Origin of the sequence: Rhodococcus sp. 14-2470-1a, assembly GCF_002259425.1 — a bacterium.
GTDB classification, from domain to species: domain Bacteria; phylum Actinomycetota; class Actinomycetes; order Mycobacteriales; family Mycobacteriaceae; genus Rhodococcoides; species Rhodococcoides fascians_E.
Genome location: NZ_NPFZ01000029.1, coordinates 286662 through 308707, shown reverse-complemented (window position 1 = coordinate 308707; position 22046 = coordinate 286662). Strand labels below are relative to the sequence as shown.

The following is a 22046-nucleotide window of genomic DNA, read 5'->3' as shown; positions in this document are numbered from 1 at the left end:
ACGCTAGTACGTGCGTGGAAATGTGTCCCAGGGGACACATTTCCACGCACAGCGGATCGGTCAGACACGCTTGGTGTCTCGGCGGAACAACACGGCGGCACCGAGTACGAACAGACAGGCCCAGACGGCCAGGTTGGCCAGAGCGACCACGAGCGTCCCCGTCGTCGGATCGGTGAACGGCGCACGGGCAACCGTCGCGAGCCCGTAGAGCGGAGTGAACTTGGCAACGAAGGGGAACCATCCGCTGTCTGCCAGCGGTACGAACAGTCCGCCGGCGAACGCGAGGACGGCGAGGAGCGGACCGAGGACCTGCATCACGTTCTCGGACGGCAGCAGGTATCCCATGAACAGTCCGAAGGCTGCGAACACGCCGCTTCCGAGCCACGCGATGAGGCCGCTGGTGATCCAGATCCAGATCGGCATGTCCGCCCCGACGAACGCGGCGACCACGAAGACCGCCACCACCGACGCGAGGCCCATCGTCATCGCGACCAGGATCTTGGTGACGATGTACGCGACCGGACGCAGCGGTGTCAGCCGGAGCTGTCTGCTCCAGCCCTGCGCCCGCTCGACGGACACCATCGCTCCACCGCTGGTTGCGCCCAGCATCGCACCGTAGACCGCCATGCTGATGGCGATGTACGCGGTGACGTTGCCGTGCGCGAAGGAATAGTCGGACTTGAAATCCGACTGCGAACCGAAGATCACGAAGAACACCGGTGGCATGACGAGAGTGAAGGCAATGGTCCGCCGATTGCGGAACAACCTTTTGATCTCCAGTCCGAGAAACGTGAGGCTGAACCCTCCTAGAGCCAGGGTCGGGCGAGGAGCGGTTGCTGTGGTCATGTCGCACTTCCTACGAGATCGGTTGTCAGAGCGAGGAATGCATCCTCGAGGTTCTTGGAGACGATTTCTACGTCGACGGCGTCGGTGCACGTCAACAGATATCGCGCGACGGCATCGGAATCCTTACCGTGGACTATCACTCGCTCGCCGCGCATCTCGACGTGGTCCACACCTGGAATATGCAGCAGCGCAGTCTGATCCACACCGCGGGCCGTTGCCGTGACAGTTCGACCGGAGGCGAGGTTCTTGACTTCCGCAGCGCTGCCGTCGGCGACGATCCTGCCGTGGCGCAGGAGCACGATTCGATCCGCGTACGCGTCGGCCTCGTCGAGATAGTGCGTCGCGAACATGACCGTGCGGCCGCCGCGAGCATCGTGACGAATCGCATTCCAGAAGTCGCGCCGCCCTTCGACATCCATTCCGGTCGTGGGCTCGTCGAGAATAATCAGATCGGGTTCCGGCAGCAACGCGAGGGCGAAGCGAAGCCGCTGCTGCTCACCCCCGGAGCATTTCGCCACGCGCCGATCAGCGATCCCAGTGATCCCGGCACGCTCGAGAACGCTGTCGACCGGACTCGTGCGCGGAAACAGTGACGCGGTCAGCTGAATCGTCTCGCGGACCGACAGATCCCGGATGAGCCCTCCGCTCTGCATCACCGCCGACACCCTCCCGTCGGCGATCGCCTCGTCGGGTGAGCGGCCGAACACCCGCGCAGTACCCGTATCGGGCTTGGCCAGCCCGAGCATCATGTCGATCGTCGTCGTCTTGCCCGCTCCGTTCGGACCGAGAAACGCCACCACTTCACCAGGCTCCACGCGCAAACTCACATCCGCGACGGCCTGGACTTTCCCGAAAGCTTTGCTCAGGTGCTCGAGATGCACCGCAGGTGTTGTTGTCATGAGAACTACCCTGCTCGCGTTCGGCCTTTCATCCCTCGTCCGAGCGTCACGTTGTTGCCGTGACACCTGTCATGGGTGGTGCCGCGGTGTTACCACCGGACGGTAGATTCTCATCTCATGACGCAGTTCACGGTCCGACGCTTTTTCGCAGTCACTGTTCTCACGTCGATGCTCGGGTTGGCCACCCTGATCGGAGTGACGGCCCCGGCCTCTGCGGAAGCGCCGTCGAGGCTCGCCGGCCAGATAACGGATTCGGTCGGTGCACTCGACGAATCGGAACTCGTCGACGTTCAGGCCGCGATCGACGATCTGTACAACTCGGCACAACTGCGACTGTGGGTCACGTACGTCGCCGACTTCGACAACCTGTCGGCCGAGCAATGGGCCCAGCAGACCTATCGGGCGAGCGACTTCGGGCAGCGCGACGTGCTGTTGGCGGTCGCCACCGTCGACCGGTCGTACTACCTCGCCGTCGACACGTCGTTGGACCGAATCACCGCGAGCGAGCAGACGGACATTCGGACCGACGACGTCGAGCCCGCTCTGCGAGAACAGGATTGGTCCGGCGCAGCCATCGTTGCCGCTGGATCGCTCGGCGAAGCGTACGCGAGTTCCGGCAGCGGCGGCTCCAGTACACCGTGGCTGATCGGCGCAGGCGTCGTGGTCGTTGCCGGAGGCGGCGCCGTCGTCTACTCCTCGCGGCGCAACAAAGCACGCAGGCAAGCGGGAATCGACGCTGCACACAACATCGACCCCACCGACACCGCAGCACTGTCCGCTCTACCCCTTGAAATTCTCGACGCGAGAGCGCACACGATGCTCGTCGAAACCGACAACGCCGTCCGGTCGAGCGAGGAAGAACTGTCGATTGCGCGCTCGGAATTCGGCGACACCACCTCCGCCCCGTTCATCACCGCGTTCGAAGAGGCGAAGAAGGCGCTCGGAACCGCGTTCGAGATCCGTCAACGCCTCGACGACGCCATCCCGGAAACTCCGGAACAGCGGCGCTCGATGCTCATCCAGATCATCTCCTCGTGTGGCCGCGCCGATCACGAACTGAATTCGCGGGTCGCCGAGTTCGAGTCGATGCGAGACCTGCTGATCAACGCAGATTCCAAGCTCGACTCGCTGACGCAGGCCGTCGTCGAACTCACCGTGCGCGTACCCGAGTCGGATGCCGTTCTGAAGGCACTGCACACCGAGTTCGCGGAGCCGGCGCTCGCCTCGATCTCGTCGAACATCACCATGGCCCAGGAGGACATCGAACTGGCCGAGCGCAACATCGAGGTCGGCCGCGAGGCTGCGACGAAACCCGCAGGCCAACAGGGCGAGCTCGTGTCCGCGATCCGGACCGCGGAAAAAGCCGTCGACCAGGCTCGGGCACTGCTCGACGGAGTAGACCACGCGCAGAACGACATTCGCAATGCAATTGCCACACTGCCCGCAGCGATCGACGACGTTCGTCGCGACATCCAGAATGCCGCCACGCTCGCCAAGCACGGCGGACAGGAGCTTCAGAACGCACGCGCCGCCGCCGAGCAGGCACTCCGCATCGCCGAAGAATCCAAAGCGACCGATCCGCTCGGCAGCTTCACGCAACTCGTCGCTGCCGATCAGCACCTCGATGCCGTCATCGCCGACGCCACCGAGGCGAAGACCCAGGACGATCTGCTCCGTTCACGACTGGCCCGCGACCTCGGCGGCGCACAATCCCAGATCACCGCAGCAAAGGACTACATCTCCACCCGACGCGGCGGCGTCGGCGCGGAAGCTCGTACGAGGCTCGCCGAAGCGGAACGGCACTTCGCTGCGGCTCGACAACTCGAATCCTCGGACCCGGCCAAGGCAATCCAGCACGCACAGGCAGCAGCCCAGCTGGCATCGAGGGCATCTCAGTCCGCGCAGACCGACGTACGGGACTGGGAGAATCGCAACCGCCCACGAGGCGGTAGCAGCGGGGGCAACGTCGCCGGCGCAGTTCTCGGCGGCATCCTCATCAACAGCGTCCTCCGCGGCGGCGGAGGCGGTGGCTTCGGCGGTGGTGGTTTCGGAGGCGGAGGCTTCGGCGGGGGCGGTGGTGGCGGAGGCTTCGGTGGCGGCGGCGGTCGGTTCTAGCTCCCCTCCGGTGGCCGAACAGCGCCCCGTCCGGTGAGCGAATGAACCGTTCGGTCACTTGGAGTGACCGAACGGCTCATTCGGTGCTACGTGCGGGTCTCGACCGAGCCGAAGCTGCGGTGAGGGGTGGACTAGGCGCCCAGTAGCCGGGCCGCGAGGTAGGCCTCGACTTGATCGAGGGCGACGCGTTCCTGTGCCATGGTGTCGCGCTCGCGGATGGTGACAGCCTGGTCGTCGAGGGTGTCGAAGTCGACGGTGATACAGAACGGCGTGCCGATTTCGTCCTGACGACGGTAGCGGCGGCCGATGGCGCCGGCGTCGTCGAATTCGACGTTCCAGTAGGCGCGCAGCTGCTGTGCGAGGTCCTTGGCCTTCGGAGTCAGGTCGGCGTTGCGCGAGAGCGGCAGTACGGCGACCTTGACCGGTGCGAGGCGACGGTCGAGCTTGAGTACGACGCGCTTGTCGACGCCACCCTTGGCGTTGGGGGCTTCGTCCTCGGTGTAGGCGTCGACGAGGAATGCCATGAGTGAACGCGTCAGGCCGGCTGCGGGCTCGATGACGTACGGCGTGTAGCGGGTGTCCGTCGCCTGCTCGTAGTAGCTGAGGTCCTGACCGGACGCTTTGGAGTGGACCGACAGGTCGTAGTCGGTGCGGTTGGCGATGCCTTCGAGCTCGCCCCATTCGCTGCCCTGGAACTTGAAGCGGTATTCGATGTCGACGGTTCGCTTGGAGTAGTGCGAGAGCTTCTCCTGCGCGTGCTCGTAGAGGCGCAGGTTCTCGGGGTCGATACCCAGGTCGGTGTACCACTTCATGCGGTAGTCGATCCAGTACTGGTGCCACTCGTCGTCCTCGCCCGGCTTGACGAAGAACTCCATCTCCATCTGCTCGAACTCACGGGTGCGGAAGATGAAGTTGCCGGGGGTGATCTCGTTGCGGAAGCTCTTGCCGATCTGGCCGATGCCGAAGGGCGGCTTCTTGCGCGAGGTGGTGAGGACGTTGGCGAAGTTGACGAAGATTCCCTGCGCCGTCTCGGGACGCAGGTAGTGCAGGCCTTCTTCGTTGTCGACCGGTCCGAGGTAGGTCTTGAGCAGACCCGAGAACGCGCGGGGCTCGGTCCACTGGCCGGGGTCGCCGGTTTCGGGGTCACGGATGTCGGCGAGACCGTTCTCCGGCGGTCGTCCGTGCTTCTCTTCGTACGCTTCGAGGAGGTGGTCTGCGCGATAGCGCTTGTGCGTGATGAGCGACTCGACCAGCGGATCGGAGAACGTCTCGACGTGTCCCGACGCTTCCCACACCTCGCGCGGAAGGATCACCGAGGAGTCGAGGCCGACCGTGTCTTCGCGGCTGGTGACCATGTTGCGCCACCACTGCTTCTTGATGTTGTCCTTGAGCTCGACGCCGAGTGGACCGTAGTCCCACGCCGACTTGGTACCGCCGTAGATCTCACCGCACTGGTAGACGAGTCCTCGACGCTTGGCGAGGTTGGCGACGGTTTCGACTTTGGACTTGGGTGCCACTGGCGGAGCTCTCCATCTTGTGTCTTGCGAGAGGGACTTGTACAGGCGTCAAGACTATCGGTCGAGGGCCGCTTTCTCCGAACGCTCCCGTTCGCGTTTGACATGCGCACTCGTGCATATCAAAATGGAAGTGATTTGCATTAACGATCGCTGGACTACTGTGAAGCAGGTACGCGAGCCCTGAACATGAAGGAGAATCTGTTGGCAATCCTGGAGACGGACCCTTCGCACCTCGGCAACGAACAGCCTGCACACAGCCCCTCCACCGAAGCCCACGTGCACGATCCGTTCGTGTCTGCGCCGCCCGCGCCGGTCCCGGCCAAGGAGACACTGACGGCCGCAGGCGACATCCTGCGCGCGCTGGCAGCGCCTGTTCGAATCGCGATCGTGCTGCAACTTCGTGAATCCGAGAGGTGCGTCCACGAACTGGTGGGCGCCCTCGGAGTGACCCAACCGTTGATCAGTCAGCACCTGCGCGTGCTCAAGGCCGCCGGTGTCGTACAGGGTGAACGCAATGGACGCGAAGTGCTGTACCGACTGGTCGACGATCACCTGGCTCACATCGTCGTCGACGCTGTCGCCCACGCAGAGGAAGGCTGATAGATGCCGGAGAGCACGAGAACCCGCAAGCCCGTCGCAGTCGGGATCCGAGCAACGAAGCAGCGCAGTGCCATCTCGGATCTGTTGGACAACATCGACGAGTTCCGGTCGGCGCAGGATCTGCACGACGAGCTGCGCAAGCGCGGTGAAGGCATCGGGCTGACGACGGTGTATCGCACTCTCCAGGCTCTGGCCGATGCCGGCACCGTCGACGTCCTCAGAATCGACACCGGGGAATCGGTCTACCGGCGGTGCTCGTCCGGCCACCACCACCATCTGGTCTGTCGTGATTGCGGCTACACGGTCGAGGTCGAGGGCCCGACAGTCGAGAAGTGGTCGCAGGGCGTCGCGGAGGACAACGGATTCTCCGACGTCAGCCACACCATCGAGATCTTCGGCACCTGCAACGAGTGCAGGGCCAAGTAGGTCACGGAAGCAGGCCCTCGCGCGCTTTCTCCACTCCCCCGAGGACCAGCACCAGCATGGTCATCAGGGCTTCGTCGTCGAGGCCACTCGCCGGAAACGTGTAGCGCAGCAGCACATCCGCCGATTTCTCGTGGACGTTCACCGAGATGGACCCGAACTGCGAGTCCGCATTACGGTCCGCCACCTTCTTGTGCAGAGCGGCCTTGAGGGGCCGGTCCCACGCCAGCACCGCCGTCAGCGACAGCACCTCGAGCCCTGGCGACAGTGCCACCGAGCGGAGGGAACACAGGGCCCCGGCATAGTCGAAGCCGAGCGAGCCTTCCTCCCCGACGACGACCGTCGCGAACTGCGACAGCGCCAGTTCGGCACGCGACTGCAGGGTCGTGGGCTCACTCATACTTCACTCCTCCGAATCGACGGTCCCTGGACGCGTACTCGATGCACGCTTCCCAGAGGTCCCGGCGATCGAAATCCGGAAACAGTTTCTTCTGAAAAACGAACTCCGCGTATGCGGACTGCCAGATGAGGAAGTTGGATGTGCGCTGCTCCCCCGACGGACGCAGGAACAGATCGACGTCCGGCATGTCTGCTTCGTCGAGGTACTTGGCGACGGTGGCTTCGGTGATCTTCTCGGGATCGAGTTTTCCCGCCGCCACCTGACGCGCGATTTCTCTTGTCGCGTCGGCAATTTCGGCGCGACCACCATAATTGACGCACATCGTCAGCGTCATGACGGTGTTCTTCTTCGTCAGTTCCTCGGCGACTTCCAGTTCCTTGATGACGCTGCGCCACAGACGAGGCCGTCGCCCGGCCCACCGAACACGAACACCCATCTCGTTCATCTCGTCACGGCGACGTCGGATGACGTCGCGATTGAAGCCCATGAGGAACTTCACCTCGTCCGGGCTGCGCTTCCAGTTCTCGGTCGAGAAGGCGTAGGCCGACAGCCACTTGACTCCGATGTCGATGCATCCGCAGACGGTGTCCATGAGCACGGCCTCACCGCGCTCGTGCCCTGCGGTTCGTGGCATTCCTCGGTCCTGTGCCCACCGGCCGTTGCCGTCCATGACGAGGGCGACGTGACGCGGAATCAGTTCGGGCTGAATGATCGGAGGCGTGGCTCCCGACGGGTGTGGATCAGGGGGCCGAATCGCCCTGTCACCGTCAGACTGACTGCGCGGTTCGCGTCGGAGAATCACGGTCTTCATCCTGCCCGACGCCGGTTGCTCGAACCGCACCAGGCCCGACCTGATGCGGCGCTGTGCGTTCGACGAGCGGCAACGTCCGGAGTTGACGTTCCAGGTGCCACTGAAGATGAGCGGCGACCAGTCCACTGGCTTGGGACCGAACGGCCGTCGACGTCGTTTCCGTGTAGTCCCATTCACCGCGTTCGAGGGCGACCATCAGGTCTACGACGCCGGTCATGGGCGTCGCCGAACCCGGAGGCCGGCAGTGCACGCACACGGACCCACCTGCCGCGACATGAAATGCTCGGTGCGGCCCCGGAGCTGCACACCGCGCGCATTCGGTCAACGACGGCGCCCAGCCGGAGAAGCCCATGGCTCGGAGCAGGAACGCGTCGAGAATCAATTCAGGAGGGTGAGATCGGTCGGCGAGCGCGCGCAGCGCGCCCACGGTCAGCTGGTGCAGACGTTTCGCCGGTGCATGTTCTTCACCGGCCAGCCGCTCCGCGGTCTCGAGGATTGCGCAGCCGGTGGTGTAGCAGCCGTAGTCGCTGACGATGTCGCCGCCGAACGCGTTGACGGTGTGCACCTGGGTGACGATGTCCAGATTTCGACCCGGATGAAGAAGCAAGTCGACGTGGGCAAAGGGCTCGAGCCGAGCGCCGAACTTCGATTTCGTGCGGCGCACCCCCTTCGCGACGGCCCGAACGATGCCGTTGTCACGAGTCAGGAGCGTGACAATACGGTCGGCTTCGCCCAGCTTGTGCTGGCGCAGCACGACTGCGTTGTCCCGGTACAGCCTCACGTTCTCCAGTGTCCCACGTCGGCGACGATGCGGGCGGATGCCACTCACGGGACGGGTCGACGTTCCTTGCACGCGCCGCATGCCGGAGCGATCGAACGAGGGATCGGATAGCCTCCCGCACCGTGTCTCCCCCGGTCGCCGCGATCCGGATCGCGTAGCCAGCATCGTTCGGAAGTACCGAGCCTGCGGCGTAGACGCCCCACTTTGCATCGAACCGGTCCAGATCCACCGCCGGATCCTCAGCGGCCGGTCCCAGCAGATACACCGTCGCGAACGCCCGAAGACCCGCCCGCGGATTCGGCATCGCCGACGCGTGTTGGGCGTCGAACAACCGCATATCGCCGTCGACGGTCAGCGTGACGCGCGAGCGAAAACTTCCGAACGACTCGGCGGTCACGTCGGGATGCGCGACGACGGCATCGGTCAGCATCACCGACCCACCCCGCTCCAGTTCGACGTGGGTGTTCTGCACGACATGCGCGAACCGAGTAAGGATCCTCGGCTCCGGCTGGTAGATGAGCATGCTCGACGCCTCGGCCCGCAGTTCGGTCTCCTCGACGGCGGGCTTCGATCCTGGCAACCCGGTCACCAACATCGCACCCTGGCCGGTGACCTCGGCGCGGGCACCCGCCGTCGCCGCAATCCGTTGCCGGACGTGATCGCCCGGATGCAGTGATGCTCCGGCATTCTGGACGATCAACCGCCCGTGGCCGGGATCGTCCGCGTCGAGGTAGAACATCCGACCGATCGTCTGAGGCCATCGATAGCGCCTGCGGTCCAGCACTGTTCGGTTACCGGACGTAGCGAACGACAGATCGAGCGACCTGGGCTCGGTCACACGAATAGAATTTCGCGGTCGAGTACCCCGACGAGTTCGACGATGCCCGTTCCGGCGCGGGCATTGGTGCACACGATCGGTCGGCCGGATCTGACCTCGTCGGCTTCCTTCAGCATCCGTTCGAGGTCGGTACCGACATAGGGCGCGAGGTCGATCTTGTTGACCACCAGAAGATCACAGCGCACGACGCCAGGCCCACGCTTGCGTGGGATATCGTCGCCGCCGGCCACGTCGATGACGAAGACCCAGTAGTCCACCAGATCCCGGGAGAAGGTCGACGCCAGATTGTCACCGCCGCTCTCGAGTAGCAGCACCTCGGTGTCGGGGAAGTCCGCTTCCAGCTGGTCTGCCATCGCGATGTTGAGCGAAGGGTCCTCGCGAATCACCGTGTGTGGGCACCCGCCTGCTTCGACGGCCCGTACCCGCGCGGGGTCGATCAATCCCGATCGCTTGACCCGTTCTGCGTCCTCAGCGGTGACCAGGTCGTTGGTGATGACCGACACCGAGCGACCGTGTCGAGCGAACTCGGCGATCAATCGTTCGACGATGGCGGTCTTTCCGGACCCGACAGGTCCGCCGATGCCGATTCGTGCTGCTCGCAGTGCGTTCATCGAAGCATGTACCTCCGGGCGAAGGAAACAGTCCTGGGTGGAATACCGGTGAGAAGTCGGCCGTCGGCTCGCACGTCGAACGTGCGGGGGTCGACATCGATGTGGGGCAACGCGGAATTCCGAATCATGTCGGACTTGCGCAGCGCGCGGACCGAGTCGATGGTCAGCACGTTCTTGCGTAGACCAAGGACGTCGGGAAGTCCGGCGTCGGTGGCGAGGGCCGACATGAACACGAAGCCGAGCCGCTCGGGAGCCGACCCGAGCGATCCCCAGTTCGCGCGCTGTACCACCGGTTCGGAACGCGAGATGCTGCCTGCGGCGTCGCCGAGGGCGGCCCATGCAACGAATCCGTTCTTCATGACGAAGTTCGGTTTCACCCCGAAGAATGCAGGCGACCACAGCACCAGATCGGCCACCTTCCCCACCTCCACGGACCCGACGTGCCGTCCGACCCCTATCGAGATAGCGGGATTGACAGTCAGTTTCGCGATGTACCGTTTGACGCGTTCGTTGTCCGCCGACGCGGTCGCCTCCTCCGGTAGCCTGCCGACCCGCTGCTTCATGATGTCGGCCAACTGCCAGCAGTTCGCGATGTTCTCGGCGACCCGGCCCATCCCTTGGGTGTCGCTGCCGAAGATGGAGATCGCGCCCATGTCGTGCAGGAAGTCCTCGGCAATCATCGTCTGTGGACGGATGCGAGCTTCGGCGAACGCGACGTCCTCCGGCGCATCCCAGTTCATGTTGTGCGCTTCCATCGTCATCGGTACGCCCTCGTCGAGCGCATAGGAGGTGTACGGGTTCGTCGGATTGGTCGATGCTGGAATGACATTGTCGTACCCGACGCAGCGAATCAGATCCGGGGCGTGCCCTCCCCCGGCGCCCTCCACGTGATACATGTGGATGGTGCGGTCGCCGATGGTCGACATGGTGGTCTCGGCGAATCCGAACTCGTTGATCGAATCGGTGTGCAGGTGCACCGCGAAGTCGGCCGAGTCGGCGGCCCGCAAGGTCGCGTCGATCACCGCAGGCGAGGCACCGAAGTCCTCGTGAATCTTGACCGCTCCCGCACCTGCAGCCACCGATTCACGCACTGCTGCAGCGTCGGAGGATCCGCGTCCGAAGGCGACGAAGTTCATCGGCGACGCCTCTCCGCCGCGCAAGAACAACCCCAGATTGCGGGTGCTTCCCGATCCCACCTCGAAGGCAGGCCCCGGAGATCCTCCGATCAACGTCGTGGTGCCCGTGGACAGCGCGTGTTCGCTCTGCTGCGGGGAGATCAGATGGGCATGCGTCTCGATGGCACCTGCGGTGACGATCAGTCCTTCGGACGGGATCGGCGTCGTCATGTGCCCGACGACCATGCCAGCCGTGACGTCGGGCATGACGTCCGGATTGCCCGCCTTTCCGATACCGACGATCAAGCCGTCTCGAATCCCGATGTCCGCTTTGATGATTCCGGCGACGGAATCGATGATCGTCGCGTTGGTGAACACGTAATCCAGCGCGCCGGTCGAGGACGTGGAGTTCGGCCGATACCCCTCGCCGTCGCGGACGTTCTTGCCCGCTCCCGCCAGCAGCTCGTATCCGGGTGTGGTCAGATCCTTCTCAATTTCGACGACGAGGTCGGAATCCGCGAGCCGGATGCGGTCACCCGTCGTCGGACCGAACATCCGCACGTACGCCGCGCGGTCGATGCTCGTCACTGCCCTTCTTCCTCGTCGAGCGATCCGTTCACCAGTCCTCGGAAGCCATGGGCGACGCGGCCGCCCTGCATGGGAACAAGTTCGACGGTTACCGGAATCCCTGGCTCGAAACGAACTCCTGCTCCTGCCGCCACCGCCAACTTGAGTCCCCACGCTGCGCGTCTGTCGAATTCGAGTGCCGCGTTCACCTCGAAGAAGTGGCTCTGGCTGCGCACCTGGACATCCCGATCACCGGTGTTGATCACCCGCAGTTCGAAGGAGGGCAGATCGGCGAACAACTCGATCGGCGTATCCGCCGTCATGATTTCCCCTGGAGTCCGATCCCCCTCCTTCCACGGAATCGGATCGATGACGGTGACGAGCTTGGTCCCTTCGGCGAAGGGCGCGTCGACGAGCACCATGGTCAGCATCTGCGGCACCCCGCTCATGACCTGCTCGTGCGTCAGCAGGTGGCATGCATAATCGATGACGGCATCGTAGGCCATGTCCTTGCGCGCCGCGAGCATGATTTCGTCGGTCAAGTAGGCAACAGCCTCGGGATGACTGAGCGGGACGCCCGCGGCCAGATTGCGCCGAGCCATCGCAGCGGCGGTGAACACCGTCAGTCTTTCGATCTCGGTCGGGGTGAGCAGCACTATGTCTCCTGTTCTCGTGCGTGAAGTCAGCTGGCGAACAGTCTGATGCCGTCGCCTCGGCGTTGGGCGGCGATATCGGCGAAAGCGTTGAACGACGACGGTTCGGCGTCGGGAACGAGTGCCAGGATCGATCCCAAGACGCCCTCTACGTCCTGCATGATCCTCTGCGATCCCAGGTGCCCGGTGACGCCGAGGCGCAGCGCGGCACTGGCGATGCCGGACAACACCTGCCATCCGCTGATCGCTTCGGCCGCAGTCACCGTGAGTCCATGCCCGCGATAGCAGACTGCCTGCGCGACGGGAAGGTGCCCCGGCGCCGACCCGGACAGCACTGCAGCCCGGTAGGCGACCGCGTCGGATGCGCCGAGGGCGGCGAAGGTCGACAGCAATGCCACCCCCGATCGCCGCGACGCCTCGCGGAGAGTCGACACTGCACTCGACGCCTCCCCGAGACGATCCGCGTGTTCCGGATCCTGCCACGCCGACCGCAGCAGGACTCGGTCCATCGTGTGCCAGCGGCCGGTCACCGCTTCGGCGGCGAAGGCCGACACGTCGGCCTCACCGGTGACGAAGCCGTCCCGCACCGCACCCTCCAGTCCTGAGGAGAACGCGAACCCGCCTGAGGGAAAAGCACTGTCGCCGAAACGAAGTACCGCGAGGAGGTCGGGAACGCTCACTCTTCGAGATGCTCGACGGTGCCGTCGTCGAGCAGTTCGGCGATGCGTGCCCGGTAGTCCGATTCCGGACCCTCCAGCACTACCGTCATCGTCGTCCCGGTCATCGTTGCCTTCCAGTGCAGGTGACCGGCGAGAAATCCGAGATGCATCGCGGACGGGACGGTCGACGCCCGTAGCCGCAGCGTTCTGGGCGCGCCTGCCCGCACCACCACGGCTCGTGATTCACCGAGCACCAGCACCGCACCGTCGACCAACCGCTTGTGCCGGTCGAGTACAACGGCGTAGTCGCGCCCCGCATCCGAGGTCACCCGAAGGCGACGGCGGTCGAGGTCGGTGGCGTCGAGGTGCACGTATTCGACTGCGTGCCGGTGCCGCAACTCGTGTAACTTGTCCGCGATCCCGGCTTCGAACTCGTGCCCCACGATCTCGTCGACGACCGGAGTCGACGAGACCGTAGCCCGCGAGAGTGTCATGCGGGCACAGCTGCAGGCGTCAGTGGTGCGATCCGGCCTACTACATCCGAGGCCTGCTCCAGAGCGAACCCCACGCGCAGGATCTCCGCCTCGCAGAACGGCTTTCCAATGATCTGCACACCGATCGGCATTCCGGTCGAAGAGAATGCGGCGGGCACCTGTAGCGCCGGAAGACCGGTGACGTTGGCGGGAGCGGACATTCGCGAGTACGCGGATGTCGCTCCTTCGACGACGCCGTCGTCCCAGCGGAAGTACGGATCCTCGCGCAGCGCCGCGACGCCGGGGACGGTCGGCGCCAGCAGTACGTCGATGCCACCGCCCGCGCCACGGTACATGTCGCGCCAGGCGTCCTGAATCCTGGTGCGCAGCCGGATGGAGTTGATGTAGTCGGTGGCGAGAATCGCTTCGCCTGCTTCGACGAGGGTACGTACCTCCTCGGTGAACTTCTCCGGCGAAGTCCTAAGCGCGTCCATGTGATACGCGCTGGCCTCCGCCGTCAGGATCCCCCACTCGACCGGCAGAATGTATTCGGCAAGTGGAATTTCGACCTCGACGAGTTCGGCGCCGAGACTCTGCAGCAGCTCCGCAGTCTGCTGTGCAACGTGCTGCGTCTCCTGCTCGACGTGATAGTTGTAGAAGTTGGTCGGAATACCGATACGTGTTCCCGCGACACCCCTGTCGATCCCGGTCGTGAAATCCGGGATGTCACGGTTCACCGATGCCGGATCCCTGCGGTCGTACCCGGACATCGCCGCCATGACCAGTCCTGCGTCGACCACGTTGCGGGTCAGCGGTCCGACGTGGTCGAGTGACCACGACAGCGACGCGACACCCGCACGGGACGCCCGTCCGAATGTTGGTTTGAGCCCGACGGTTCCGCAGAGGCCCGCCGGAATCCGAATGGATCCGCCGGTATCGCTACCGAGGGCGACGTGCACGACGCCAGCGCCGACGGCAGCACCGGAACCACCCGAGGAGCCACCCGGGGTGCGGGTTGGATCCCACGGATTTCCCGAGGTCGGTGTCGTTGCGCCGTAGGCGAACTCGTGCGTGTGCGTCTTGCCGACCATGACCATGCCCACCTCGGACAGTTTCGCTACCGCTGCACTGTCGACGGTCGGGACGTTGTCGGAGCGCTGAGCGGAGCTGGATGTGGTCAGAATGCCCGCTGTGTCGTAGAGATCTTTGACTCCCAACGGGATTCCGTGCAGGGTGCCCTTGTAGTTTCCGGCCGCGATCTCGGCCTCGGCCTGTTCTGCCTGGGCGAGCGCGTGCTCACCCGTCACGGTCACGAAAGCCGTGATGGCCGGCTCCACCGCGGCCAGGCGGTCGAGCGAGGACTGCGTCACCTCGACGGGCGAGACCTCTTTCGTCCTGATCTTCTCGGCGACCTCGGACAGTGAGAGTTCGTGGATTTCCATTGACAAGCCTTTCCGAACGATGTGGGTGGGTGCCTATTCCCAGGACGCGTTGAATGCGGCGGCCGGAACCGTCTCGCCGATACCGGCGATGCTGGCCTTGCGAACGAGTGCGAGAGTAGAGCTGTAGGTCTCGAATTCGGAGTCGAGGCGCTCTGCGCTGACCGGCAGTCCGGCGTACTCGAAGACAGTTGCGAGTTGTTCTTTCGTCGGAACGAAGTTGGCGGTCACAGAAGTTCTCCTGTCAGGGTGGATGCGGTATATGGAACCGCGGCGGCAAAATCGGTGCGGGCCTCGAAGGCCCGTCCGACGGCGAAAGCGAGTGCTTCCTGGAACGGTGGCGTCATGATCTGCAGGCCGACGGGTAACCCCTGGTCGTCGAAGCCCGCAGGAACGGACAGTGCCGGCATACCGGTGACGTTGGCGGGAACGGTGAGTGCATTGAGGCCGTTGAGAACGTCGATCTGGCTCTTTCCCAACGAGGTTCGCTCGGTTCCGAGTATCGGCGCGGTACCGGCGACCGTCGGCGACAGCAGGGCGTCGACCTCGCCGAACATCCGGTTCATTCCGGCAGTCACCACCGATCGCGCCCGCTGAGCGTCGACGTAGGAGACACCGCTGTGGAGGTTACCGACCCGAAGTGCGTCTACGACGTCGGAGCCGAACAGTTCAGGTCGCTCGGTAGCTCTCGCCCGGTGGAACGATGCGGCTTCGACACTGGCGACGACACCGACGATGTCCGGGCAAAGTTCGACTCCGGCGAACGCCACCGGAACTATCGTCGCGCCTGCCTTCTCTAGTTCTCGGATTGCACGGTCGAACGCTGCCGCGACGCCCGGTTCGAGACGGTCGCAGAAATAGGCTTCGCTGACGCCGAGTCGCATACCGTCGACACCTCGGTCCAGCATGACACCGAAGTCCGGTACTGCCTCCCCGGCGCTGTAGGGATCGCCTGTGTCGTGACCGGCAAGCACCCCGAGGGACAACGCGGCGTCGGCCACGGTCGTAGCCAGCGGACCCGCGTGGTCGAGAGTCCAACTCAGCACCGTGACCCCTCGCTTGCTCACTCGGCCATAGGTCGCCTTCATCCCGGTGACCCCGCACAATGCGGCAGGAATGCGGATCGATCCGCCAGTGTCGGTGCCCATCGCCACGGGAGCGAGTCGTGCTGCTACTGCCGCACCGGATCCGCCGCTGGAACCTCCCGGCACGTGGCCGAGTGACCACGGATTCCGCGTCGGAGGCGTCGTTACTCCGTAGGCGTACTCGTGGGTGGTCGTTTTACCGATGAGAATCGCCCCGGCGTCGCGCAGCGCGGTCACCGTTGCGGCATCCTCGGTCACGGGTGCTTCGGAAGAGGCTCGAGATCCCGACCGCGTCGGGTACCCCGCGACGTCGTACAGGTCCTTGACCGCAAACGGGACCCCGCGAAGCGGGCCACCCGGGACTCCGGATCGCAAGGCCTCACGCAGCACCGCGGCCTCGGCGCGTGCTTCGTCGGCGGTCACCAGCACGAAGGATGCCAAGGACGGGTCGATCGCGGCGATCCGGTCGAGGTAGGTCTCGACGACGTCGACGGGATCCAGTTTGCCTGTTTCGACGCCGTGGTTGATCTCCGTCGCGGTCATCCCCGTCGGATCGATCACTTCGATCCTCCTGTCGTGCCGAGGACTGTCGTATCTGTCGTGCCGAGGACTGTCGTATCTGTCGTGCCGAGGACTGTCGTATCTGTCGTGCCGAGGACGAGGGGAAGCGAATCGCTTTCTCCCACGGCTGCGGCGAGCCGGGCTGCCGAGCGCAGCGACGACGCGCCTGCGGATGCGGCATCACCGATCATCGATTCGGGCACCCCGCGGGCTGTCAACGAGGCACGTGCCCAGTCGTGTTGGCTCATCAGCTCGCTACTTTCGTCGGTTCGAGGACAGCGTCGACGAGCGAGCGGGTGATCGCGGTCTTCGGCTTCGAAAGCAGGTCGTCTACCGGACCCGATTCGACGAGGGTGCCGTGATCCAGCACTCCCCCGTTGTCGCACATGTGTTCCACCAGCGCCAGGTTGTGCGTGATGAGAAGCATGGTCAGTTCCCGTTCGGACTGTAGATCCTTGAGCAGGTTCAGGATCTGCGCTTGAACCGAGACATCCAGTGCGGCGGTGGGCTCGTCGAGAACGAGAAAGTCCGGATCGGTGATCAGGGCGCGAGCAATCCCGAGACGCTGCCGTTGTCCGCCCGAGAATTCGTGGATATAGCGGTCGTAGTGCGCCGCTTCCATCCCGACGCGGCCGAGCATCTCCAGCACCAATCCGCGAATCTCGCTCTTCGGTGCCATCTGGAATCGCTGCAACGCGTAGCCGATCTGCGCGCCGACACTGCGGCGCGGGTTGAACGCCGAGCCAGAATCCTGGAACACGATCTGCATCCGCTTGCGATAGCGCCGCATGTCGAGTTCGGTCATCGCCGCGATGTCGTTGCCTTCGAACAGGATCGATCCCGAGGTTGCCTTCTCGAGGGCAAGCACCATCCGGCCGGTCGTGGTCTTGCCGGAACCAGATTCACCGATCAGCCCGAACGTCTCACCCTTGGCGATGTCGAAGCTGATCGAGTCGACGGCCACGAAGTCCATTTTCTTCCGCTTCTCACCACGCACCGGGTACACCTTGCGCAGATCGCGCACCGCCACGAGCGGCAGCGCGAAGTCGTCGGCTGTCATCTTGTTTCTCCTTGCGCCGAGACGAGTTGTTTGAATTCGTAGAGCCTGCGATTGCTCCGGGGCACGGCCCTCGTTGCGTCGTCGAGATGCAGTTTGGGAACCGCGCTCATCAGCCCCTGGGTGTAAGGGTGCTTGGGCTCCTCGAGCACAGCAGCCGTGGTACCCGCCTCCATCACCTCACCGTGACGCATCACCGTGACCTGCGAGCAGACGTGCGACACGACGCCGAAGTCGTGCGTGACGATCAGAATCGCCGTCCCCAGTTCACGATTGATCTCGAGCAACAGATCGAGAATCTGCTTCTGTACGGTGGCGTCGAGCGCTGTGGTCGGCTCGTCCGCGAGTAGCAGTTCCGGCCGACACGCGAGCGCGATTGCAATGACGACACGTTGACGCTGCCCACCACTGAGTTCGTGCGGGTAAGCCTTCATCCTGCGTGCCGGGTCCGGCAACGCCACCAGTTCCAGCGATTCCAACGCCTTCTTCCGGGCTGTCTCCTTGCCCACCTTTTGATGCAGCCGGATGACCTCGATCAGCTGGGCACCGATCGTGAAGGAAGGATCGAGTGCGCTCAGCGCGTTCTGCGATACCAGACCGATGTGGCTGCCTCGAATTCCGCGCATCTCTTTCTCTGTCTTGTCGAGCAGGTTCTCGCCGCGGAACACGATTGCTCCGCCCTCGACGCGGGCCCGGGGGGTACCGAGCAGGCCGAGCACACTCAGCGAGGTCACGCTCTTTCCGGATCCGGATTCTCCTACCAATCCGCGAATCTCGCCTGGCGCCAACGTGATCGATACGTTCCTGACGGCGTGAACGACACCGCCGTCGGTGTGGAAATCGACCCTCAGGTTCTGAATATCCAGTAAGGGCTCGTTCATCGTGTCTGCTTTCTGGGGTCGAGGGCGTCCCGAATTCCGTCGCCGACGAGATTGAAGGCGAGTGCGACGAAGAGAATCACCAAACCGGGAATTGTGGCGATGTGGTAGATGCCTTCGAGAAGCACGCTCGATCCGTCGGAGGTCATGATTCCCCAGTCGGGAGTCGGCGGAACGACACCGACACCGAGGAAGCTCAGGCCTGCTGCGACGACGATCATCAACCCGCACAGGGTCGTTGCGTACACGATCAGCTGAGCGATGACGTTCGGTGCGAGTTCCCGGAACATCAGATGCCCCGGATTCGCGCCGTACGCGCGCGCTGCCTCGATGTACTCCTTGCCCGATTCCTGCACGGTCGCGGTGTACGCGACACGGGCCATGTACGGGATCAGCGTGATGCCGATGGAGAGCATCACGTTGCCCAGACCTGCTCCGAGGACCGCGGACAGTGCGATCGCGAGCAGCACGAGCGGGAAGGCGAACAACACGTCGAGAACACGCATCAGGAGTTCGCCGGCGCGGCTGCGCTTGTAGCCGGCGAACAGCCCGATCATCAGCGACAACGGGAACACCACGAGGACGGGCACAACGGCGACGAGAAGTGAGTTTCGGCCACCGTAGAGCAAGCGCGAGAGGATGTCTCGGCCCTGTCCGTCGAGTCCGAGGATGTGGCCTTCGGTGCCGACTCCCGCCAGGCGGTTGACCGGGTCACCGGAGGTCGGACTGTAGGAGGTGAGCAGCGGTGCGAAGATCGCGGCCAGTGTCACCAGGATCAAGAACAGTGCCGAGACGAGTGCGACTCGGTCACGGCAGAAGGTACGCAGTCCGAGTTTCCACTGCGAGGTCGAGGCTTTCGGTGCGGATGTCTCCTGCGCCGACGCCGCGGTGGTACGGACGTCGATGTCGACTGCTGCATTCATGCGTTCACCGTCTTTCGGGTGCGCGGATCGAGGAGTCCGACGGCGATGTCGGCAATGAGGTTGACGACGACGAAGGCCAAGGCGATGAACAGCACACCCGCCTGGACGACCGGAATGTCGCGTTGGGTGATCGAGGTGTAGAGCTGCTGCCCTAGCCCGGGCCACCCGAAGACGACCTCCACGAACACCACTCCGCCGAGCAGATAGCCGACCTGCAAACCGATGACGCCGACGATCGGCGGCAACGCATTACGCAGTCCGTGACGCCACAGCACCGACTGCTCGGACAGACCCGAGGCACGCAGCGTTCGGATGTAGTCCTGCTGCAGCACGTCGACCATGACGCTGCGGGTCATTCGGGCGATGACCGCCAACGGCACCAACGCCGCTGCGACGGCGGGCAGAACCAGATGCACCAGAACGTCGCCGAGCCCGCCCGGATGACGGCTGTTGTACATGCCCGAGGTCGGGAAGACGCCGAGCTCGATCGAAAAGAAGCCGATCAGGACCAACCCGAACCAGTAGACCGGGACGCTTGCCCCTGCCAGCGAGACGAACATCGCCACGCGGTCGAAGACCCCGTTCTGTTTGCGCGCGGCTGCGATTCCCAGCGGCACGCCGATCACGATGCACAGGACGAGTGCCGCGACGGTCAGGATGATCGTGTTCCAGAAGCGCGGCATCATGATTTCGGTGACGGGCTTGTTGACCGTCAGAGAGCGCCCCAGATCGCCTTGCAGCAGACTACCCATGTAATCGAGGTACTGCACCGGAAGTGACCGGTCGAGACCAAGTTCACTGCGCACGGCCGCAACCGATTCCGAGGTTGCACCGGATCCTAAGATTGTCAGCGCCGGGTCGCCGGGGACGAGCTGGAGGAGCAGAAAGACGACGATGCTGACCCCGAGCAGAACCGCAACGGTGGACAACAATCGTGAGCGGAGTGTTCCTGTCATTGCTCGAGCCTCACTTCTTTGAGGTCGTACCACTCTTCGCTCGCGGAGACGAATCCGGAGACATAGGGAGCGAGCACGTAGGGGGCTTTGTCGTTGACGACAGGTGCGAGAGCTGCGTCCTCGGTGACGATGTCGTTCGCCTGACGCCAGTACTCGTTGGCCTCGTCCTCGTCGGTGGACTGGATCGCCAGATCCATCACAGCGTCCAGTTCGGGGCTCGAGTAGTATCCGACGTTGACGCCGTTGGGCGCCTGCAGCTTCGACGATGTCACGATGTAGAGCCAGTACGGGGTGGTCATACCCCAGGACATCTGGGCCATACCGACCCCGGGTTGCATGCCCTGCGCCCAGGTGCCGAGGTACGAAATCCATTCCTGCGTCTGGATGTTCATCGTGATGCCGATCTCGGCGAGGTTCTGCTGCAGGTACTCCGCCATCTGTGTCGGAATGATCTGACCCGAACCGTCGACCGAGGTGATCAGAGTGGTTTCGAAACCGTCTTGCAGACCGACCGAAGCGAGAAGCTCCTTGGCCTGGTCGATGTCGCGAGTGTAGGCATCGGTGCGTTCGACGAACGCGCCGTTCGCGGGAGCCTGCACGCCGTACGCCGGGTTGACCGTTCCGCGGAGAAGATCGGTCGCCATGCCCTCACGGTTGATCGCGAGGTTGATCGCCTGCCGAACTTCCTTGATCGCCATGTTCGGATCCTGCATGTTGAACGAGAGGTACCACACGTGAGGCGGGGTGCCCTCCGACAGCTGGTAGCCCTCGTCTACGAGGTTGCCGACACTGTCCGGACTCGGAACAGCGATCATGTCGACGTCACCGCTGCGCAGCGCGGCGACTCGCGCAGAGGCGTCGGGCAGAGGCCGGAAGACGACACCCTGGATCGACGGTTCGATTCCCCAGTAGTCGTCGTTGCGCTTCAGGCTGATTCGCTCACCGCGGATTCGCTCGTCGAACACGAACGGTCCTGTTCCCACCGGGTGATCACCGATACCCTCGCCGTACTGCTCGATCGCGGTGGGGCTCATGATGGCTGTCGAACCGTTACCACCCTGAGCCAGCATTCGTAGGAACGGTGAGAACGGTGTCGCCTGCTTGACGACGAGTGTGTACCGGTCGACGGTCTCGATAGATTCGGTGTTCAGCCAGATGAAGTTGGTTTGTCCTGCGGCCTTCGCGGAGTAGTGCGGAGCCTCCTTGTCCCACATTCGCCGGAAGTTGTATTCGACTGCGGCGGCGTCCAATTCGGTGCCGTCGTGGAATTGGACGCCCTGTCTGATGTGGAACGTGTAGGTGAGGCCATCGGGAGAGACCTCCCACGACTCCGCAAGCCCCGGCTCCAGCGCCGGAACCTGTGCTTCGCTCGACGGTGTCCGTAGGTCCTCGGTCACCAGTGGTTCGAAGATCTGCTGATTGATGCGCCACGAGACCCAGCCGCCTGCCACCTGGGGATCGAGGACGTCGGCCTCGGATTCGATGGCGATGACGAACGTGTTGTCGGTAACGATCTCACGATCGGCGCTGCACGCGGTCAGCGACGAGATCGCCAGGACGACCGCCGCAGCGAGACCGGTGAGCGAGCCCGACCTGCGTCCGCGTTTCACGTGCGGTCACTTCGAGAAGCGATGTTCATGGACATGGTCCTTCGATCTACGAGTGTGAAGGAGAACGTCTGTCTCCGTATGCCGAGCGGTGCGCCGTCGAACCGATCGGGATACATGAACCGTAGAGAAGGACGGAGTCGGAAGAGAATACGTCGAATTACGTATTCCAGATGTCATGGATCACAATGGAAGTCGAGGTTCTACGCCATCCAATAGGCATGTTTCTTCC

General features: G+C 63.9%; 24 protein-coding genes. 3 read left to right on the top strand and 21 right to left on the bottom strand.

All coding sequences use genetic code 11. The features are described from left to right. Positions 1–60 precede the first annotated feature (60 nt). Positions 61–846, bottom strand: a complete 786-nt coding sequence (locus CH292_RS19080; protein WP_094655454.1) for an ABC transporter permease — start codon at positions 844–846, stop codon at positions 61–63. Then, positions 843–1745 (bottom strand): ABC transporter ATP-binding protein, encoded by a 903-nt coding sequence (locus CH292_RS19075; protein WP_094655453.1) that lies wholly within the window; start codon positions 1743–1745, stop codon positions 843–845. The genes CH292_RS19080 and CH292_RS19075 overlap by 4 nt, the downstream gene beginning before the upstream one ends. A 117-nt stretch (positions 1746–1862) precedes the next feature. Here CH292_RS19075 and CH292_RS19070 point away from each other — a divergent pair, with 117 nt between their 5' ends. Next, positions 1863–3860, top strand: coding sequence for a TPM domain-containing protein (locus tag CH292_RS19070; protein WP_094655452.1), 1998 nt, complete (start codon positions 1863–1865; stop codon positions 3858–3860). 131 nt (positions 3861–3991) lie between these two features. Here the strand turns inward: CH292_RS19070 and CH292_RS19065 are convergent, their stop codons facing one another. After that, positions 3992–5377: a glycine--tRNA ligase gene (locus tag CH292_RS19065; protein ID WP_019667482.1), complete on the bottom strand. Its 1386-nt coding sequence runs from the start codon at positions 5375–5377 to the stop codon at positions 3992–3994. Between the two features lie 186 nt (positions 5378–5563). On the opposite strand from CH292_RS19065, the gene CH292_RS19060 reads away from it, so the two are divergent. Next, entirely contained in the window at positions 5564–5977 is a 414-nt protein-coding gene (locus tag CH292_RS19060) for a metalloregulator ArsR/SmtB family transcription factor (RefSeq protein WP_019667483.1), read from the top strand. Positions 5978–5980: 3 nt separating this feature from the next. Beyond that, the gene (locus CH292_RS19055) at positions 5981–6403 is read left to right on the top strand and encodes a Fur family transcriptional regulator (protein WP_020111630.1); all 423 of its coding nucleotides are present in this window, start codon (positions 5981–5983) and stop codon (positions 6401–6403) included. A 1-nt stretch (position 6404) separates the two neighbouring features. Here CH292_RS19055 and CH292_RS19050 read toward each other — a convergent pair whose 3' ends face one another. From CH292_RS19050 to CH292_RS18965, 18 genes are read right to left on the bottom strand one after another with little or no spacing between them, the layout of a single operon-like run. Beyond that, on the bottom strand, positions 6405–6800 hold the full coding sequence (locus tag CH292_RS19050; protein WP_019667485.1) for a hypothetical protein: 396 nt from the start codon (positions 6798–6800) through the stop codon (positions 6405–6407). Beyond that, complete coding sequence (locus CH292_RS19045; protein ID WP_019667486.1) at positions 6793–7611, bottom strand: isoprenyl transferase; 819 nt, start codon at positions 7609–7611, stop codon at positions 6793–6795. Before CH292_RS19045 ends, CH292_RS19050 begins: the two co-directional genes overlap by 8 nt. Beyond that, entirely contained in the window at positions 7568–8392 is an 825-nt protein-coding gene (recO, locus tag CH292_RS19040; RefSeq protein WP_026348198.1) for a DNA repair protein RecO, read from the bottom strand. Before recO ends, CH292_RS19045 begins: the two co-directional genes overlap by 44 nt. Then, positions 8307–9230, bottom strand: a complete 924-nt coding sequence (locus CH292_RS19035; protein WP_094655451.1) for an urease accessory protein UreD — start codon at positions 9228–9230, stop codon at positions 8307–8309. Before CH292_RS19035 ends, recO begins: the two co-directional genes overlap by 86 nt. Continuing rightward, positions 9227–9841 carry an urease accessory protein UreG gene (gene ureG / locus CH292_RS19030; protein ID WP_037107474.1) on the bottom strand — a complete coding sequence of 205 codons (615 nt, stop codon included), beginning with the start codon at positions 9839–9841 and terminating at the stop codon, positions 9227–9229. Before ureG ends, CH292_RS19035 begins: the two co-directional genes overlap by 4 nt. Then, on the bottom strand, positions 9838–11544 hold the full coding sequence (gene ureC / locus CH292_RS19025; RefSeq protein ID WP_094655450.1) for an urease subunit alpha: 1707 nt from the start codon (positions 11542–11544) through the stop codon (positions 9838–9840). Before ureC ends, ureG begins: the two co-directional genes overlap by 4 nt. Further along, complete coding sequence (gene ureB / locus CH292_RS19020; protein WP_037107469.1) at positions 11541–12179, bottom strand: urease subunit beta; 639 nt, start codon at positions 12177–12179, stop codon at positions 11541–11543. Before ureB ends, ureC begins: the two co-directional genes overlap by 4 nt. 26 nt (positions 12180–12205) lie before the next feature. Further along, complete coding sequence (locus CH292_RS19015; RefSeq protein WP_094655449.1) at positions 12206–12856, bottom strand: urease accessory protein UreF; 651 nt, start codon at positions 12854–12856, stop codon at positions 12206–12208. Next, complete coding sequence (ureE, locus tag CH292_RS19010; protein WP_094655448.1) at positions 12853–13329, bottom strand: urease accessory protein UreE; 477 nt, start codon at positions 13327–13329, stop codon at positions 12853–12855. The genes CH292_RS19015 and ureE overlap by 4 nt, the downstream gene beginning before the upstream one ends. Beyond that, entirely contained in the window at positions 13326–14750 is a 1425-nt protein-coding gene (locus tag CH292_RS19005) for an amidase (RefSeq protein WP_094655447.1), read from the bottom strand. The genes ureE and CH292_RS19005 overlap by 4 nt, the downstream gene beginning before the upstream one ends. Before the next feature lie 33 nt (positions 14751–14783). Then, positions 14784–14978 (bottom strand): hypothetical protein, encoded by a 195-nt coding sequence (locus CH292_RS19000; protein WP_037107461.1) that lies wholly within the window; start codon positions 14976–14978, stop codon positions 14784–14786. Next, a complete protein-coding gene (locus tag CH292_RS18995) occupies positions 14975–16393 on the bottom strand; it encodes an amidase (protein ID WP_094655446.1) in 1419 nt (472 codons plus the stop codon). Before CH292_RS18995 ends, CH292_RS19000 begins: the two co-directional genes overlap by 4 nt. Then, a complete protein-coding gene (locus tag CH292_RS18990) occupies positions 16390–16641 on the bottom strand; it encodes a hypothetical protein (RefSeq protein WP_094655445.1) in 252 nt (83 codons plus the stop codon). The genes CH292_RS18995 and CH292_RS18990 overlap by 4 nt, the downstream gene beginning before the upstream one ends. After that, on the bottom strand, positions 16641–17453 hold the full coding sequence (locus tag CH292_RS18985) for a dipeptide/oligopeptide/nickel ABC transporter ATP-binding protein (RefSeq protein ID WP_094655444.1): 813 nt from the start codon (positions 17451–17453) through the stop codon (positions 16641–16643). The genes CH292_RS18990 and CH292_RS18985 overlap by 1 nt, the downstream gene beginning before the upstream one ends. Beyond that, complete coding sequence (locus CH292_RS18980) at positions 17450–18331, bottom strand: ABC transporter ATP-binding protein (protein WP_094655443.1); 882 nt, start codon at positions 18329–18331, stop codon at positions 17450–17452. The genes CH292_RS18985 and CH292_RS18980 overlap by 4 nt, the downstream gene beginning before the upstream one ends. Beyond that, on the bottom strand, positions 18328–19251 hold the full coding sequence (locus CH292_RS18975) for an ABC transporter permease (protein WP_094655442.1): 924 nt from the start codon (positions 19249–19251) through the stop codon (positions 18328–18330). Before CH292_RS18975 ends, CH292_RS18980 begins: the two co-directional genes overlap by 4 nt. Continuing rightward, entirely contained in the window at positions 19248–20207 is a 960-nt protein-coding gene (locus tag CH292_RS18970; RefSeq protein WP_037107451.1) for an ABC transporter permease, read from the bottom strand. The genes CH292_RS18975 and CH292_RS18970 overlap by 4 nt, the downstream gene beginning before the upstream one ends. Then, entirely contained in the window at positions 20204–21817 is a 1614-nt protein-coding gene (locus CH292_RS18965) for an ABC transporter substrate-binding protein (RefSeq protein WP_094655441.1), read from the bottom strand. The genes CH292_RS18970 and CH292_RS18965 overlap by 4 nt, the downstream gene beginning before the upstream one ends. Between the last annotated feature and the right edge of the window lie 229 nt (positions 21818–22046).